Genomic DNA, 15,780 nt, shown 5'->3' with positions numbered 1-15,780 from the left:
AGGAGGCGAATCGTCATGGCGAAGCAAATGCCTGAAATGGAAGAATATAAATATGGCTTCCGCGACGAGCATAAGGCGGTATTTCAGTCCGGTAAAGGCCTGACGCCCGAGATCGTCCGCACGATCTCGGAGATGAAGGGCGAGCCCGAATGGATGCTGAACTTCCGCCTGAAGTCGCTCGAGCAGTTCAACAAGATGGATATGCCGCGATGGGGCGGCAACATGGACGAATTGGACTTCAACGACATCCAGTACTACGTCAAGCCTTCCGAGAAGCAAGGCAAGACGTGGGAGGAAGTGCCGGAAGAGATCAAGGCGACCTTCGACAAGCTTGGCATCCCGGAAGCGGAGCAAAAGTTCCTGGCCGGCGTCTCCGCGCAGTACGAGTCCGAAGTCGTTTACCACAGCATGCAGGAAGATCTGGAGAAGCAAGGCGTCATCTTCACCGATACGGACACCGCCTTGCGGGAGCATCCGGAGATCTTCAAGGAATACTTCGGCACCGTCGTGCCGGCGGCCGACAATAAGTTCGCGGCGCTGAACAGCGCGGTATGGTCCGGCGGGAGCTTCATCTACGTGCCGAAAGGCGTGAAGTGCGAGATCCCGCTGCAAGCCTACTTCCGAATCAACTCCGAGAACATGGGACAATTCGAACGCACGCTCATCATCGCGGACGAAGGCAGCTTCGTGCATTACGTCGAAGGCTGCACGGCGCCGGTCTACAGCACGAACTCGCTGCACAGCGCCGTCGTCGAGATCATCGTGAAGAAGGACGCGCGCGTCCGCTACACGACGATCCAGAACTGGGCGCCGAACATCTACAACCTCGTCACGAAGCGCGCCGTCGCCGAAGAGAACGCGACGATGGAGTGGGTCGACGGCAACATCGGTTCCAAGCTGACGATGAAGTACCCGGCCGTCATCCTGAAGGGCCGCGGCGCGAAGGGCATGGTGCTCTCCATCGCCGTAGCCGGCAAAGGCCAGCACCAGGACGCGGGCGCCAAGATGATCCACCTCGCGCCGGACACGACGTCGACGATCGTGTCGAAGTCGATCTCCAAGCACGGCGGCAAGGTTACGTACCGCGGGCTCGCTTCCTTCGGCCGCAACGCCGAAGGCGCGAAGGCGAACATCAAGTGCGACACGCTCATCCTCGACAACCAGTCGACGAGCGATACGATCCCTTATAACGAGATCTTGAACGACAACATCACGCTGGAGCATGAGGCGACCGTCTCCAAGGTATCCGAAGACCAGCTCTTCTACCTGATGAGCCGCGGCCTGTCCGAAGCCGAAGCGACACAGATGATCGTCATGGGCTTCATCGAGCCGTTCACCAAGGAACTGCCGATGGAGTACGCGGTCGAGATGAACCGTCTGATCAAGTTCGAGATGGAAGGCAGTATCGGTTAAGCGATATAGGCATGAAGAGGGTCCCCGGCTCGCGCCGGGGGCCCTTTGCCGTTGCCGGAGATGTCGGGGACATGCTCCTTGAAGCTCTGAGATCAGAATCCAGGAGCCAAATGGCAGGAGCCAGAATCCAGAAGCCAGAATCCAGAACCGATGCGCCTCGCTTTTTTAAGTCGAGCGAACCGCGCGGGAGCATAAAGCGCGCACAGGGAAACCATGCTAACGGGTGTGATCTCAACAATCGGCACCCGGAGGCGATAGGACCCCCATGCATAAACGCATGCAATTCACGAAGCGCGGCGCCGGCTTGCTGGTTGCCGCGCTGGTCGCAGCATCACTCGCCGGCTGCGCCTTTAACCCCAGTCCCAAGGATCTCCGGAAGTATTCCGGACCCGACAAAGTACGTTCTCTCGCGGAGACGAGAGCGAACGAACGGACCGCGACGAGCGTCGTTCCGGTAAAGACCATCCACCATTCGAATTACGTCTCATTAAGCGACGTGGCGCGGGCCGCGGACCTCCACGGCGCCTGGCTGAGCGACGGCAGCTACGGGATCGGGGACCACGACCCGGTCTGGAAGTTCCGGAAGGGCGACAGCGCCGTAACCAAGTCGGGCAAGACGATCCGGATGCAAGCGCCGGCCGTCCAAGACAGCAACCGGTTGTATATCCCCGTCTCGGGGATGAGAGCGCTGTTCGGGTCGGAGGTCGCGATCAACTCGCACGGAGACACCATCTCCTTCCTCCCGAAGTCGCTGCCGGCCGAATCCGGCGCGACCGGACGCGGGCTGCCGTTCCGGGACGCCGCGTCTCCGGCGGAGAACGGCAACCGCCTCCATATCGCATCGGCAGGCGCCGCGCAAGCCGATTCGATCCTTCAGGAGGCCCGCAAATACATGGGCGTCAAATATGACTTTGGGGCTGGCAATTATGCGGACACGGGGACGTTCGACTGCTCTTCGTTCACGCAATTCCTGTTCGCCAAGGTCGGCATCCATCTGCCGCGAACGGCGCGGGAGCAAGCGAATGAAGGCCGATCCGTCGCGCGGAGCGACCTGGAGAAGGGCGATCTGCTGTTCTTCTACGTGCCGGGACGGTTCAAGACGGATACGACCGTCGGACACGTCGGCATCTATATGGGCGGCGGCAAGATGATCCATTCGAGCCCGAAGCCGGAGGATGGCGTACAGATCACGAACATCAACTCCGCCTATTGGCAGGAGACGTTCCTGTACGCGAAGCGGTTGTTAAGCTAGACGGAACAGCAAAAAGGGCGCCCCCGCATCTGCGGGAAGGCGCCCTTCCTATCGTTTACATATGAATATGCTTGACCTCATATTCGCGATGCACCGTGAGATCGATGAAGCGATCCTCGATGCGGATGAGCGGACGGAACCAATCGCTCTCGTTCGTCAGGATGATCGTACCGATCTCTCCGTTGGTGAGTTCGACCTGCTTGCCGATGAAGTTCGGGACCATATGCCGGATAAAGGAATGCGTCATCTCGGCGTCGAGTTCGTTGAAGCTCAGTCGATGCAGCTCCCTCAGCACGTAGAGGAGATCCCGCTTCTCCTGGTACACGCGGGACGAAGTCATGGCGCTGTAGACGTCGGCGATGGCCACGATCTTGGCGATCGGATGGATCTCGTCCCCGGACAGCCGGTTCGGATAGCCGCGTCCGTCCTTTCTCTCGTGGTGCTGCAGCGCGGCGGTGGCGATGTCCGAATCGGGATAGGCTTGGGTCAAGATCTCGTAGCCGTATTCCGGATGCCGCTTCATGATGGCGAACTCTTCGTCGGTCAGCTTGTCCGGCTTGTTGAGGATCTCCTCGGAGATGCGGCACTTCCCGATATCGTGCAGGAATCCGGCGGTGCTCGCGCGGAGCCGATCCTCCTCGTTCCAGCCGATCCATTTGGCGATATAGTAGCTGAGCATGCCCACTTGCACGGAATGCTGATAGGTATAGTCATCCTGGCTGTTCAGAAGGAGCATGAGGGAGACGACGTCGCGCTCCTCGCGGAAATGATTCATGAGCGGCTTGAAGCTCTCGTTGACGTCCGATTCCCGGATCGTGCCTTCCTCGAAGGCGCGGCGGAACAGCAATTCGCAGCCGGCGACGGCGTCTTCATATCGCGGTTGAAGCTTCGGATTCAGACTGCGGGCGGCCGCGCTGAAGACTGCGCTGGCGGGCTGCCGGCGTTCGATCTCCACGTAGTCGATCTGATGCTGATATAGACGCGACAGCTCGCGTTCGTTCAATATCGTTCCGCTGGACAAGACATGCAGTCCGAATAGGTTGAAAATATCTTCCGACAGCTGATCTCCCGCCTGAAGATCGGTTACGTGGACTCTCATGGCGCACCTCGCGAGGATGGTCTGGTAGCGAGAATGCTAGTCATATCCAATCCGACCGCATTCAACCATATGCTACCAAGTAAAACGCTTCCGCGCAATACTTTTTCGTTAGAAAGAACCATTCCGTTACCTAAAAGTACTAGGCGCGAAGGAGCACGCGCAAGGGTCGCCGTGCCTACGAGCCGGGTGAGTTTCGTTACAGGGGGGTACGGGGCAGGTCCGTGTGCCGTAGCGATAGAATGTATCGATGCAGGAGGGAACGGGGCAGGTTCGTGTGCCGTAGCGATAGATTGTATCGTTGCAGAGGGGGACGGGGCAAGTTCGTATGCCGTAGCGATAGAATGTATCGTTGCAGGGGCGGATGGGACGTTATGGCGTGCTGTAGCGATTGGAGGTGGCGCGGCGACGGCTAACTCGTTCAGGAACCTAGCGTCCGTTGAAATGAAGCGGGATATCCGCACGAGGATCAATCGCGGGCAACGTCGCATCTAGCCATAAAAGACGGGACGGATTCAAGGAATCGAATCCGTCCCGTTTCGTGCAATCTCGCGTAGTTCGTGCTATTCCCCCAGCAGTTCGGTATAGCATCGGCGAGCCCGCGCGGGGTCGTCCGTACCCGTGACGAGCGCGCGTCCGTCCGGGAAGAGCGCGAAGACGAGCCCGTCCGCGCGCCGCAGCCGCAGCATGTAGGCGTTCGTCTCCACGGCGCCGATCGTCTGCCAGCGGCCCGCCAGACGCGCGAGATCCAGCTCCGCCGGTTCGGCGGGCGTGACTTGGACCGTATACCGCCCGCACAGGGCGGCGGTCATCGGCTCGCGCATCGCGCCCGCATCCAGCAGGCCGAAGCGGCGGCCCGCGCATACCGGGCAGTCCGCGCGCTTGGCGTGCGCGATGTCGAGCGGCAGCCAGCTCGTCTGCCACAGGTCGATCTGCAGCAGCTTCCCGTGAAGCGCGTCCGGTTGGCCGGCAAGCAGCTTCAAGGCTTCCATCGCTTCGATCGAAGCGATCGTATCGACGATCGGCGCGACGACGCCCGCCGTCTCGCAGGTGTCGAGCGACCCGCCGGCCGGCGTCTCGGGGAACAGGCAGCGCAAGCACGGCGTCGTGCCCGGCCGTACGGTCATCGTCATGCCGGACGCCCCCACGGCGGCGCCGTAGATCCACGGCGTGCCGGTCTTCACGCTCCATTCGTTCAGCAGATAGCGGACGCCGAAGTTGTCGGTGCCGTCGACGATAAGGTCCGCGCCCGCCAGCAGCGTCCCGGCGTTCGAGGCCGTCAGATCGACCGCGTGCGGCCGGATCTCGATGCTGCCGTTCACGGCGGCCAGCCTGCGGGCGGCGGCGACCGCCTTGGGCATGCCCGCCGCCGCGTCCTGCTCGTCGTAGAGCATCTGCCGCTGCAGATTGCTCGCGTCCACGACGTCGCGGTCGATGAGCGTCAAACGGCCGACGCCGGCTCTCGCCAGATGGTTGGCGACGACGCAGCCGAGCGCGCCGACGCCGACGATCGCGGCATGCGCGCGGCCGAGCCGGCCCTGGCCTTCCGCGCCGATCGGGGCAAAGCGGATCTGCCTCGCGTAGCGTTCTTCGGACGGGATCGCGGCCATCAGCGGCGGCCTCCCTCCGCGTCCGGCGTCGCCAGCGGATCCCAGGGCCCTAGTTGATGTCCCTGCCACGCGGTACCGTCCTCGTACACTTCCTTTTTCCAGATCGGAACCGTCATCTTGAGACGCTCGATGGCGTATCGGCTCGCCTCGTAGCCGCCCGCGCGGTGCGGCGCGGAGACGGCGATCAGCACGCTGGCTTCGCCGATGCCGACGGTGCCGATCCGATGGTGAATCGCGCACAGCGTGCCCGGCCACCGCTCGCCGATCTCCTCTCCGATCGTCTTCAGCGCCGCGCGCGCCATCGGCAAATAGGCCTCGTACTCCAGCGTGACGGTCCGCTTGCCCCCCGTCCACTCCCGGGTCGTGCCGACGAAGAGGAGCGCGGCGCCGTGATCGGGATGGCTCACCGCGGACAGGACCGCTGCCGTATCGAGCGTATCCTCCAGGATCGCGTAGCGGTCCGCTTCGCGCCGCGCGGCCGCCTCGTTCTCCGCCTCCTCCGGCATGCCGCCCGATACGGGCGGGAGCAGCGCCAGCTCGTCCTCCCGGCCGACAAAGGCGTCGTCCGCGGCGAACGCTTGGTTGCGGGCGACGAACGAGACGGCGATCAGGTCCGCTTGCTCCGGATAACGCTCTGCCAGCCTGCGCTTGATCTCTCCCGCCTCGAGCCGCGCCTCCGGAAAGGCGACCTCCAACAACCGGGTGCCCAGACGCTCGGCGAGGCCCGCGAACAAGTGAATGCGCCATTTCGTTGTGATGTTCATGTCCTGATTTCTTCCTTCCTGCGTGATACGATGCCTGCTCCAAGCATACCATATCGCCCCTGAAAATGTTATGCTAGAGGCAACGAACTCACCTGGCGCAGCAACGGGGAAGAGGGTAGAAGAGGAGGGCTCGCGATGTCGGCGTTAATCGACCGGTTTGGCCGAAAACATACGTATCTTCGCATTTCCGTCACGGATCGGTGCAACCTGCGCTGCCTGTACTGCATGCCCGAGGAAGGCATGAAGTTCATGGACCAGGACCGGCTGCTGACGTATTCGCAGATCGCCGAGGTCGCTCGGGCCGCGGCGGGATTCGGCATCTCCAAGCTTCGCGTCACCGGCGGCGAACCGCTCGTCCGGCCGGGACTCGACGAGCTCATCGCCGAGCTGAAGGCTATTCCGGGCATCGACGAGATCTCGCTCACGACCAACGGCATTCTGCTGGCCCCGCAAGCGGCCAAGCTGAAGGCGGCGGGACTCGATCGCGTCAACGTCAGTCTCGACACGCTGGACGCGACCCGGTTCAAATTCATCGCCCGCCGCGGCGACCTGGGCAAAGTGCTCGAAGGCGTGCAGGCGGCGGCCGAAGCGGGACTAACGCCGATCAAGCTGAACTGCGTGCTGCTCAAGGGCGTGAACGAGGACGAGATCGTCCGCTTCCTGCGTCTGTCCATGGAGCAGCCGCTTCACGTCCGCTTTATCGAATATATGCCGATCGGCCACGACGACGCGGGATGGCGGGATCACTACCTGCCGCTGAGCCGCGTGCTGGAGGAAGCCGCGCGCGAAGGACTCGCGGTCGAGCCGGCAGCCGAAGCGCCGCAAGGCAGCGGACCTTCGGAGAACTTCCGGATTCGGGGCGGCGCCGGGACGTTCGGCTTGATCCACCCGGTCAGCAATCATTTCTGCAGCAACTGCAACCGGCTCCGCCTGACCGCGGAAGGCGACCTGAAGCCTTGCCTCTATTGGGTGGACGAACTCAGCGTGCGCCCGGCGCTCGGCTCTCCCGACGCGCTGAACGCGCTGTTCCTGCGAGCGATGGCGATCAAGCCGGAGAACCACGAGATGGCCGCGCTGCTGGCCGGCGAGGCCCAATCCCACACGCCGACGGAGCGGCGAATGTCGCAAATTGGCGGTTGACGCCTTCGGTTGCGGCACGGACAAGAGTCGTGATACGTTAGCATAGAATAGGAAGGAGGCGTCGCCGATGTCCGTAATCGTGAAGTGGCCGGGAGGCCGAATCGACGAGACGACGCCCGAGGCGATGGCGTCCAAGGCCGGGCGATCGTTCTCCGTAGACGCGCGCGTGCCCGGCGCGGAAGGCGAGGGCTTCGCGCTATTGGAATGGTACGGGGCCGCGTCGGAGGCGGCGGACGACCGCGCCGCGCCGACGCATCTGATCGTGCGGGCGGCGGACGGCTTCCAGGCCGTCATCCCCTGGGACCAGCTCGGGCAGGCGCTGCTCCAGTACGCCGTGAACGGCCGTCCCCTCGAGCGGGGCCGGCCGATGCGCCTGTACGTGCCGGACGGCTCCAGCGCCTGCTTGAACGTCAAGAGCGTCACGGAACTGCGAATCGCGCGCGACGCCGAGTTTGGAGACGAAGCCGGGTACGGCTTCGTGAACGAGATATCACCCGGTCAGTTGAGGGAAGGCCTCAAAATTCGCGATTAGCGTATCCGGGAGGGTTGGCAGGAGGGCGTAGATGAACGAGAAAGCCGACAAGCTGACACTGCTGCATACGAACGACATTCACAGCCATTTCGAGGAAGCCGCTCGGATCGCGGGCTTCGTAAAGGAGATTCGCCGCGAAGTGCCGGAGGACGGGCTGCTGCTCCTCGATTGCGGCGACCACCTGGACCGCGTCCGGCCGGAGACGGAGGGCTCCCACGCCGCCGTCAACCGGGCGCTCCTCGAGCAGCTGCGCTACGACGCCGTTACGCTCGGCAACAACGAAGGACTCACTTGCACGAGAGCCCAGTTGGACCGGCTCTACCATGAGGCGCCGTTCCGGATCGTCTGCGCGAATATGACGGATGCCGCGACGGGCGGCTATCCGTCATGGCTGAAGCCCTCGCTGACGATTCGGCGGGCGGGGATGACGGTCGCCCTGCTCGGCCTGACCGCCCCGTACCACGAATATTACGAACTGCTCGGCTGGCATGCGGCCGATCCGATCGAGACCGCCGCCGCCTGGGCGGCGACGATGCGGCGGGAGGCGGACGTGCTGGTCGTCCTCTCGCACCTGGGACTCCGCCAGGACGAACGGCTCGCCGTCGCGGTGCCCGGGCTCGATCTGATCCTCGGCGCGCATACCCATCATCTCCTCGAGACGCCCCTGCGCATCGGCGAGACGACGATCTGCGCGGCCGGCAAGTTCGGACGCCATGTCGGCGTCGTGGAGATCGCGCGCGACGCCTCGAACGGCAAGCTGAAGATCGAGGGCCGCTGCGTCGCCATGGAGGGCAGGGCCGCCGATCCCGAAGCGCTGTCCATCGTAGCCGGCTACCGGGAGCAAGCGCGCGAAGCGATGTCCGGCGTCTTGGCGGAGCTGGCGGAGCCGCTCTCCGCGGAGCCGGAGCGGGAGAATCCGCTCGCGACGCTGCTCGCGATCGCGCTGCGCCGCAAGACCGGCGCGGAGATCGGCCTCACGAACGCCGGGCAGCTGCTCGAGGGGCTGGAGGCGGGGCCTGTGACGCAGGCGCGGATCCATGCCATCTGTCCTTCGCCGATCAACGCGTGCCGGATCATCCTGACGGGCGGACAGCTCCGGCGGGCGATCGAGGAGAGTCTGCTCCCCGAATTCACGTCGTTGTCCTTCCAAGGCTACGGATTCCGCGGGCGGGTGCTGGGGCGGCTCTGCTTCGACGGACTGGAGATCGCCTACGACGAATCGAAGCCCGCTTACGAGCGGATCGTCGAAGCCCGGGTGAACGGCGAGACGCTGGACGACGACCGGACGTACGCCGTCGGGACGCTGGACATGTTCACCTTCGGGATCGGCCATGTCGGATTGAAGGAGGGACGGACCGAGCGCTTCTATCTGCCCGAGTTCATCCGCGACCTGCTGGCGGAGGAGCTCAACGACCCCGCCGCCGTCGCGGATTGCCGGCGCCCGCGCTGGCACCCTGTATCGGCTTCACCCGATCCTGGTTAACGGGAGTGAGAGCTAGCGATGCTGCATGGGTTCGATAGCATCATCCTCGGCATCATCGAGGGCCTGACCGAATTCCTGCCCGTCTCTTCCACGGGACACATGATCCTGACGAACAAGCTGCTCGGCTACGAGGAAGCGCCCGAGACGCTCAAGACGTTCGAGATCGTCATTCAATTCGCGGCGATCCTCGCGATCGCCATCGTCTACCGCCGGAAAGTCATCCAAGTGCTCGGATTCCGGGGCACGGAGAAGGCGCAGGGTCTGCGGGTGGACAGCTTCCCGAAGCGCCGCCTCAATCTCCTCCACGTGCTGCTGGGCATCGTCCCGCCCCTCGCCGCCGCGTTTCTGTTCCGCGACTTCATCAAGACGCTCGGCTTCACCCCGACGCCCGTCCTCTGGGCGCTGGTCGTCGGGGGGATCTACATGTGGGTCTCCGAGCTGCTGTACGACGGCGGGCGCATCCGGCGGACGTCGGAGACGATGGACGACATCACCTACAAGCAAGCTCTCCTCATTGGACTGATCCAGTGCGTTTCCGCGCTCTGGCCGGGATTCTCCCGTTCGGGATCGACCATGGCCGCGGGCTTGCTGACGGGGCTCAGCTACCGCGCTTCCGCGGATTTCTCTTTCTTTATCGCGATACCGATCATGACCGCCGCTACCGGCTACGAGCTGCTCGGCAATATCGGGAACTTCCGCCCGGAAGACATCGGCTTCTTCGCGACCGGGTTCGTCGTCTCCTTCCTCGTCGCCCTGCTGGTCGTCGTCGTATTCCTGAGATGGCTGCAGCGGATCAAGCTGCGGTACTTCGCATGGTACCGGTTCGCGCTCGCCGCCCTGTTCTGGCTGTTCGTCATGCGCTGATCCCTTCGGGCGAGACGAGCGCGTTTCGTTCGCGCGAGCAAACGGCATATCGTTCGGACTGAACCGCAAGGAGTCGTTCTCCTTGCGGTTTTTGCGATTTCATCTGCCGGAAAAGAAGCATATTTCGAGCCGGAATGACGAATAATGTCGGTTTTTTGCGGAAAAACTTGCCGTCTTCTGACAAATCTCTTACATTAACAATAGAGGCAGCCGATGAAAAAAGTAGACTGCCGACGTTAGGACGGAATGGGGGGACCTTGAAGTATGCGCATGATGCCGATCACATCTTGCCGGCCGGGAATGAAGCTCGGCAAACGAATCTTCTCGGAAGAAGGCATCGTGCTGTTGGCGGAAGGCGTCGAGCTGACCCAGGGCCTGCTCAGGCGGCTGGGACAGTGCGGCATCCATCATCTGTACATCCAGGATCCCCGCACGGAAGGCATCGAGATTCCGGAATTGATCAGCGAGGACACCCATCGGCAGGCGCTTCAGACGGTGCGCGGCGTCTTCCGGGACCTGATCGACTTCCCGGGACGCAGACATACGGGAACCTATCCGTACGTCGGCAAATCCGTGCGGCAGGCGATGCACCAGATCATGGAGGAGCTCTATCGCAATCGCGACGCGATGATCATGCTGATGGGCGTGCAGACGGTCGATCATTACCTCTACATGCACTCGCTCAACGTATGCGTCTATACGACGCTGCTCGGCATCGCGCACGGCTACGATTCGGACTCGCTGTTGACGCTGGGACTGGGAGCGATGCTTCACGACGTAGGCAAGACCCGGATTCCGATGCAGGTGCTGCTCAAGCCGGGAAGCCTGTCCGAGGAAGAGTTCAATCAGATGAAGCGGCATACCGAGCAAGGATTCCATCTGCTCAAGGACGAGCCCAACATTCCCTTGCTGTCCGCCCATTGCGCCTATCAGCACCATGAACGGCTAGACGGCTCGGGTTACCCGCGAGGGATCAAGGGCGACGAGATCCATGAATTCGCCAAGTGGATCGCCATCGTCGATTCCTACGACGCGATGACGAGCCACCGGGTCTACCGGCACGCGATGCTGCCGCACCGCGCCGTCGAGACGCTGTACGCGGGCAGCGACAGCCTCTACGACACGGATATGCTGAGCCTGTTCCGGGACAAGGTCGCGATCTATCCCGTAGGCATGACGGTCAAGCTGAGCACGGGACAAACCGGCGTCGTCGTCGACATCAACGCGGTCAGCGTGCATCGTCCGATCGTTCGGGTCTTGACGGACGAATCGGGAGCCGATCTCAAGGCGCCTTACGATATCGACCTATCGAAGCATTTGTCGCTCATGATCGCCAGCGTCGAGATGGAGCCCGCGCTCCTGTGATTCGTTCCGCTTTCCCATACGGCCGCCTCCGGAAGCCTTGCCGCCCGGGGGCTTTTGTTTGCTTTTGAAGGGTATGAAACAGTACAATAAAAGTAACAATTCAGTCAGGACAGGGAGTATGGCATATGCAGGGCTTCACCGCGACAACCTCGCCGGCGCCGTTCGCGCCGCCGGCCGGCTTCACCCCATTATCGCCGGAGTACGATCCGTGGGACCCGATTCGTTCTCTGCGCGCTTACGGCCGGCATGCGCTCACGAGCGTCGAATTCACCACGACCCATCTGTGCAATATGCGCTGCGAGCACTGCGCCGTCGGGGACAGCCTCGCCATGACGGAGGGGGCGCACCTGCCGTTGGATCTCATCCTCCGGCGGTTGGACGAGGTGGAGCGGCTGGAGACGATCAGCTTGACGGGGGGCGAGCCGACCTTCCGGGAAGAGACGGTCAAGCAAGTGCTGCTGCCGCTGCTGCGCTACGCGCGCTCGCGCGGGATCCGCACCCAGTTGAATTCGAACGTGACGCTGGACTATGCGCGTTACGAGCTGATCGCGCCTTACCTGGACGTCATGCATATCTCCTTCAATTATACGGAGGCGGCGGACTTTCACGGGGTCGGCTTCGCCCGAACGGGGCGCGAGGTGGGACTTGGCGCCGCTACCCGGATGTACGAGCGGATGATGGACAATGCCAGGAGGCTGGCCGAGGGGGGGCTGTTCGTCTCCGCCGAATCCATGATCAACTTCCGCACGCATGAAAAGATGGGCGATATTCATAAGCTGATTGCAGAAATGGGCTGCCGCCGCCACGAAGTGCATCCGATGTATCCGAGCTCGTTCGCGGCGAACCTGCCGGTCCTCTCCAAGGAGCAGATGCGGATCGCGGTCGACGGATTGCTGGATGCGAGGGATCCCCGCATCTGGATGCTGTTCGGGACGCTGCCCTTCTACGCCTGCGGCGGCGACCCGCTCGAACGCCAGCTGCTGCAGCGCCTGAGGACGGAACCCAACGTGACCGTCCGCAACGACCCGGACGGACGCAACCGCGTGAACGTCAACCTGTTCAGCGGGGACGTCTACGTGACCGACTTCGCGGCGGTGCCGCCGTTCGGCAACGTCAAGACGGAGAAGCTGGACGACGTCTTCGACCGCTGGCAGGCGCACGAGATGCAGCAGCGCCTCAACTGCCACTGCGACGCGGCGGGCTGCTGCGGCCCGAATCTCCTCGTCACCGATATGTACTATCGGGACGTCGACTTCACGAGCCGCCGCGCCGTGCTTTGAGACCGCTTGGCGGGGGTAGTCGAACAGAAAAAGGCGAAAGCCTGTTGCGCCTAGGATGAAAGGAAGCGAGTCAGACATTGCCTGAACATTCGGAGTTTCTATGGGGATCTATCGCGTGGCATGCGGTTCTCGTCCTTTTCCTCGTCTTGCTGAACGGCTTCTTCGTCGCCGCGGAATTCGCGCTCGTCAAAGTCCGCCAATCCCGCCTCACGCAGCTGACGAACGAAGGGAACGTACGCGCGCGCTACGCGCTGAAGGTGAACCGCAAGCTGGACGTGTACTTGTCCGCGACGCAGCTCGGCATTACGCTCGCCTCGCTAGGGCTCGGCTGGACGGGCGAACCGGCGATCGCCGACCTGATCGTGATCCCGCTGCTGCAGCAGTTCGGCGTCACGAATTTGACGACGATCCACACGGTATCCTATATTATCGCGTTCAGCGTCATCACTTTCCTGCATATTGTACTAGGGGAGCTTGCACCAAAGTCGCTGGCGATTCAGAAGTCGGAAGGCGTATCGCTGTGGCTCTCCTTGCCCCTGCTGCTGTTCTACCGGCTGTTCCTGCCCGTGATCTGGCTGTTGAACAACGCCGCCAACCTGCTCCTGCGCCTCGTCGGCGTGAAGCCGGCCAGCGAGCATGACGCGGCGCATACCGAGGAAGAGATCCGGATCCTGATGAGCGAGAGCGCGAAGAGCGGCATCATCGACAAGGAAGAGATGACGCTGTTCGACAACGTGTTCGAGTTCTCCGACCGCGTAGCCCGCGAAGTCATGCTGCCCCGGACGGATATGGACTGCATGTTCACCAACCTGCCGCTGAGCGAGAATCTGAAGGTGGCGTACAAGACCAAGCACACCCGTTATCCCGTCGCGGTGGAGGACAAGGACCAGATTATCGGGTTCGCGCACATCACCGACATTCTGACGGCCGATCCGGACGAAGAGCACGATCTCCGGGAGTTCGTCCGTCCGATCCTGAGCGTGCCCGAGTCGATGGAGATCAGCAAGGTGCTGAAGCTGATGCAGAAGCGCAAGTCGCAGCTCGCCATCGTGATCGACGAGTACGGCGGCACGGCCGGCATGCTGACGGCGGAGACGATCCTCGAAGAGATCGTCGGCGAGATCCACGACGAATTCGACGACGAGCCGCCGAGCGTCATTATCAAGGGCGACGTGACCTCGCTGGAAGGCCGGATGCTGATCGAGGACGTAAACGATCTGCTCGGCCTCGAGATCGAAGACGACGAGGTCGACTCGATCGGGGGCTGGCTGTTCAAGGGGCTGGAAGGCAACGTCGCCAAAGGCCGGAAGATCGTGCAATACGGCTTCGTGTTCGAGATTGCCGAAGTCGAGCGGCTGCGGGTGCAGCGCGTACATATCTATCGGTTCAAGACCGCCGTCCCGGCGCGAGATTCCGCCCCGGCGTTCGAATCCGCGGATAGGCGGGACGGCGAGGCGCGCGAGGAGCGGAGACTGGATTCACCGGATTCCAACCGCGATTGAAAGGGATGAAGCGATGCCGCTACGAACGGTGATACTCATCGTTTTAGGTTTGGCTTTCCTCTATCTGCTGTTTACGGTCGGCGCGCCGTTCCTGCTCGCGCTCGTCGTCGTGATTTTCCTCGAGCCGCTCAATCGCGTCTTCATGGATCGGCTCCAGATGAACCGGGTCGCTTCGGCGATTCTGTCCAGCACGCTGTTCACGATCGTCCTCCTCGGTCTCATGGGACTGATCGGCTTGAAGGTCGTAGGCGAGCTGACTTCCTTCTGGGGCAACGTGCCGGATTATCTGAGCAACGCGAACCAATATCTGCAGCATCTGATCGAGCATGCGCAGTCCTCCTATGACGGCGGCCGGGAGAGCGACCAGCTGCCGATCAAGCTCGAGAGCTGGATGAGCAGCTTGACGAGCGCGCTGCAGAACGTGGCGGGCGGCGTGTCGCGTTACATCGTCGGCTTCGCGGCGGGCATCCCGAATTTCTTTATCGTGCTGATCGTGTTCCTCGTGGCGGTCTACCTGTTCGGCATCAGCCTGCCGACGATGAAGAGCTCCGTTCTCGCGCTCTTCGCGGACGAGTCGCGCAGCCAGGTCGAAGAGGTCATGGAGAATCTGCGCAAATCGATCTTCGGCTTCCTCCGCGCGCAGCTGCTGCTCAGCTTGATGACTTACGTGATTACGTTCTTCGGCCTCTTGATTATCGGTACGGGCTATCCGCTCGCGATCGCGCTGCTCATCGTCATCGTCGACATCCTGCCGATTCTGGGCACGGGTTCGGTGCTCGTCCCCTGGGCGGCCTACATGCTCGCCACCGGAGATTCATTCACCGGCATCGGGCTGATCTTGCTCTTCCTCGTCATCACGGTCGTGCGCCGCATCATCGAACCGAAGATTCTGGGCGATGCGGTCGGGATCGGCGCGCTGCCGGCGCTGATCAGCTTGTACGTCGGCTACGAGCTGGTCGGATTGATCGGCGTTTTTCTCGGACCGGCCGTCGTCATCGTCTTTATAGCCTGCCGCAAAGTGGGACTCATCCCGATCCGAATCAAGCTCTAATGGCATTTTCGCGCGTCGCCGATACGCCGCGCTTCATCGCGCAGGATCGCCCCTCTCCCCGAGGGGCTTATTTATTTTGTCGGACAACGTCAGAAAAATGGGCGGATGTCATAGGCTAAGAGCGAATGATCCTTACGGCGATCTCGAAGGAGGCACTTCGATTGCTCGACAACCAGTTGAGGGAATGGCGGCCCTACGTAAGCCCGCTGGATCCATGTCCGCCGATTCTGATCAAGACTTATGTCGTTCCGCCCAATCAATATATTCACTACCAGCCGATGAATCTGCCGCAATTCACGCTTGACGAGGCCATCCGCAAGGGAACGCTGTGGCCCGCGTTGTATAGCCCCTACATGTCGCGCCGGAAGGCTAAAGGAGGCTGAACGCATTGGCTGAAAGGCAAGACCGCGACCCGCGGAACGACGAGC

The 15,780-nt window shown here is 62.3% G+C and carries 14 protein-coding genes; 11 read left to right on the top strand and 3 right to left on the bottom strand.

What is annotated here, in order from left to right; translation table 11 throughout:
- Positions 1-15 precede the first annotated feature (15 nt).
- Both sufB and H7C19_RS16845 read left to right on the top strand, forming a co-directional pair.
- Positions 16-1,413 (top strand): Fe-S cluster assembly protein SufB, encoded by a 1,398-nt coding sequence (sufB, locus tag H7C19_RS16850; protein WP_185143828.1) that lies wholly within the window; start codon positions 16-18, stop codon positions 1,411-1,413.
- Between the two features lie 265 nt (positions 1,414-1,678).
- A complete protein-coding gene (locus tag H7C19_RS16845; RefSeq protein ID WP_185143827.1) occupies positions 1,679-2,665 on the top strand; it encodes a C40 family peptidase in 987 nt (328 codons plus the stop codon).
- Positions 2,666-2,720: 55 nt separating this feature from the next.
- On the opposite strand, the gene H7C19_RS16840 is transcribed toward H7C19_RS16845, so the two are convergent.
- The 3 genes from H7C19_RS16840 to H7C19_RS16830 form a co-directional block, all read right to left on the bottom strand.
- On the bottom strand, positions 2,721-3,764 hold the full coding sequence (locus tag H7C19_RS16840) for an HD-GYP domain-containing protein (protein WP_185143826.1): 1,044 nt from the start codon (positions 3,762-3,764) through the stop codon (positions 2,721-2,723).
- A gap of 560 nt (positions 3,765-4,324) precedes the next feature.
- Positions 4,325-5,371, bottom strand: coding sequence for a ThiF family adenylyltransferase (locus H7C19_RS16835; protein ID WP_185143825.1), 1,047 nt, complete (start codon positions 5,369-5,371; stop codon positions 4,325-4,327).
- Positions 5,371-6,135, bottom strand: a complete 765-nt coding sequence (locus tag H7C19_RS16830) for a molybdenum cofactor biosynthesis protein (protein WP_185143824.1) — start codon at positions 6,133-6,135, stop codon at positions 5,371-5,373. The genes H7C19_RS16835 and H7C19_RS16830 overlap by 1 nt, the downstream gene beginning before the upstream one ends.
- A gap of 135 nt (positions 6,136-6,270) precedes the next feature.
- On the opposite strand from H7C19_RS16830, the gene moaA reads away from it, so the two are divergent.
- The 9 genes from moaA (at position 6,271) to H7C19_RS16785 (ending at position 15,735) form a co-directional block, all read left to right on the top strand.
- Entirely contained in the window at positions 6,271-7,275 is a 1,005-nt protein-coding gene (gene moaA / locus H7C19_RS16825) for a GTP 3',8-cyclase MoaA (RefSeq protein ID WP_185143823.1), read from the top strand.
- A 67-nt stretch (positions 7,276-7,342) separates the two neighbouring features.
- Positions 7,343-7,807: a molybdopterin-dependent oxidoreductase gene (locus H7C19_RS16820; protein ID WP_185143822.1), complete on the top strand. Its 465-nt coding sequence runs from the start codon at positions 7,343-7,345 to the stop codon at positions 7,805-7,807.
- Between the two features lie 31 nt (positions 7,808-7,838).
- Positions 7,839-9,290 carry a bifunctional metallophosphatase/5'-nucleotidase gene (locus H7C19_RS16815; protein WP_185143821.1) on the top strand — a complete coding sequence of 484 codons (1,452 nt, stop codon included), beginning with the start codon at positions 7,839-7,841 and terminating at the stop codon, positions 9,288-9,290.
- A gap of 18 nt (positions 9,291-9,308) precedes the next feature.
- Complete coding sequence (locus tag H7C19_RS16810; protein WP_185143820.1) at positions 9,309-10,154, top strand: undecaprenyl-diphosphate phosphatase; 846 nt, start codon at positions 9,309-9,311, stop codon at positions 10,152-10,154.
- A gap of 264 nt (positions 10,155-10,418) precedes the next feature.
- Positions 10,419-11,519, top strand: a complete 1,101-nt coding sequence (locus H7C19_RS16805; RefSeq protein ID WP_185143819.1) for an HD-GYP domain-containing protein — start codon at positions 10,419-10,421, stop codon at positions 11,517-11,519.
- 125 nt (positions 11,520-11,644) lie between these two features.
- The gene (gene yfkAB, locus H7C19_RS16800; RefSeq protein ID WP_185143818.1) at positions 11,645-12,799 is read left to right on the top strand and encodes a radical SAM/CxCxxxxC motif protein YfkAB; all 1,155 of its coding nucleotides are present in this window, start codon (positions 11,645-11,647) and stop codon (positions 12,797-12,799) included.
- A gap of 77 nt (positions 12,800-12,876) precedes the next feature.
- Entirely contained in the window at positions 12,877-14,301 is a 1,425-nt protein-coding gene (locus H7C19_RS16795) for a hemolysin family protein (protein WP_185143817.1), read from the top strand.
- Between the two features lie 28 nt (positions 14,302-14,329).
- On the top strand, positions 14,330-15,352 hold the full coding sequence (gene ytvI / locus H7C19_RS16790) for a sporulation integral membrane protein YtvI (RefSeq protein WP_313731725.1): 1,023 nt from the start codon (positions 14,330-14,332) through the stop codon (positions 15,350-15,352).
- A gap of 161 nt (positions 15,353-15,513) precedes the next feature.
- Positions 15,514-15,735 carry a spore coat associated protein CotJA gene (locus tag H7C19_RS16785; protein ID WP_246469567.1) on the top strand — a complete coding sequence of 74 codons (222 nt, stop codon included), beginning with the start codon at positions 15,514-15,516 and terminating at the stop codon, positions 15,733-15,735.
- The last annotated feature ends 45 nt before the right edge of the window (positions 15,736-15,780 follow it).

Source organism: Cohnella nanjingensis (assembly GCF_014212125.1).
GTDB lineage: Bacteria > Bacillota > Bacilli > Paenibacillales > Paenibacillaceae > Cohnella > Cohnella nanjingensis.
The sequence above is the reverse complement of the archived record's forward strand: the minus strand, read 5'-3'. Positions and strand labels throughout refer to the sequence as shown.

Coding starts and splice junctions, on each gene's coding strand:
- H7C19_RS16805 (WP_185143819.1), top strand. CDS start 10,419: ATGCGCATGATGCCGATCACATCTTGCCGGCCGGGAATGAAGCTCGGC.
- H7C19_RS16845 (WP_185143827.1), top strand. CDS start 1,679: ATGCATAAACGCATGCAATTCACGAAGCGCGGCGCCGGCTTGCTGGTT.
- yfkAB (WP_185143818.1), top strand. CDS start 11,645: ATGCAGGGCTTCACCGCGACAACCTCGCCGGCGCCGTTCGCGCCGCCG.
- sufB (WP_185143828.1), top strand. CDS start 16: ATGGCGAAGCAAATGCCTGAAATGGAAGAATATAAATATGGCTTCCGC.
- moaA (WP_185143823.1), top strand. CDS start 6,271: ATGTCGGCGTTAATCGACCGGTTTGGCCGAAAACATACGTATCTTCGC.
- H7C19_RS16815 (WP_185143821.1), top strand. CDS start 7,839: ATGAACGAGAAAGCCGACAAGCTGACACTGCTGCATACGAACGACATT.
- H7C19_RS16820 (WP_185143822.1), top strand. CDS start 7,343: ATGTCCGTAATCGTGAAGTGGCCGGGAGGCCGAATCGACGAGACGACG.
- H7C19_RS16840 (WP_185143826.1), bottom strand. CDS start 3,764: ATGAGAGTCCACGTAACCGATCTTCAGGCGGGAGATCAGCTGTCGGAA.
- H7C19_RS16830 (WP_185143824.1), bottom strand. CDS start 6,135: ATGAACATCACAACGAAATGGCGCATTCACTTGTTCGCGGGCCTCGCC.
- H7C19_RS16835 (WP_185143825.1), bottom strand. CDS start 5,371: ATGGCCGCGATCCCGTCCGAAGAACGCTACGCGAGGCAGATCCGCTTT.
- H7C19_RS16810 (WP_185143820.1), top strand. CDS start 9,309: ATGCTGCATGGGTTCGATAGCATCATCCTCGGCATCATCGAGGGCCTG.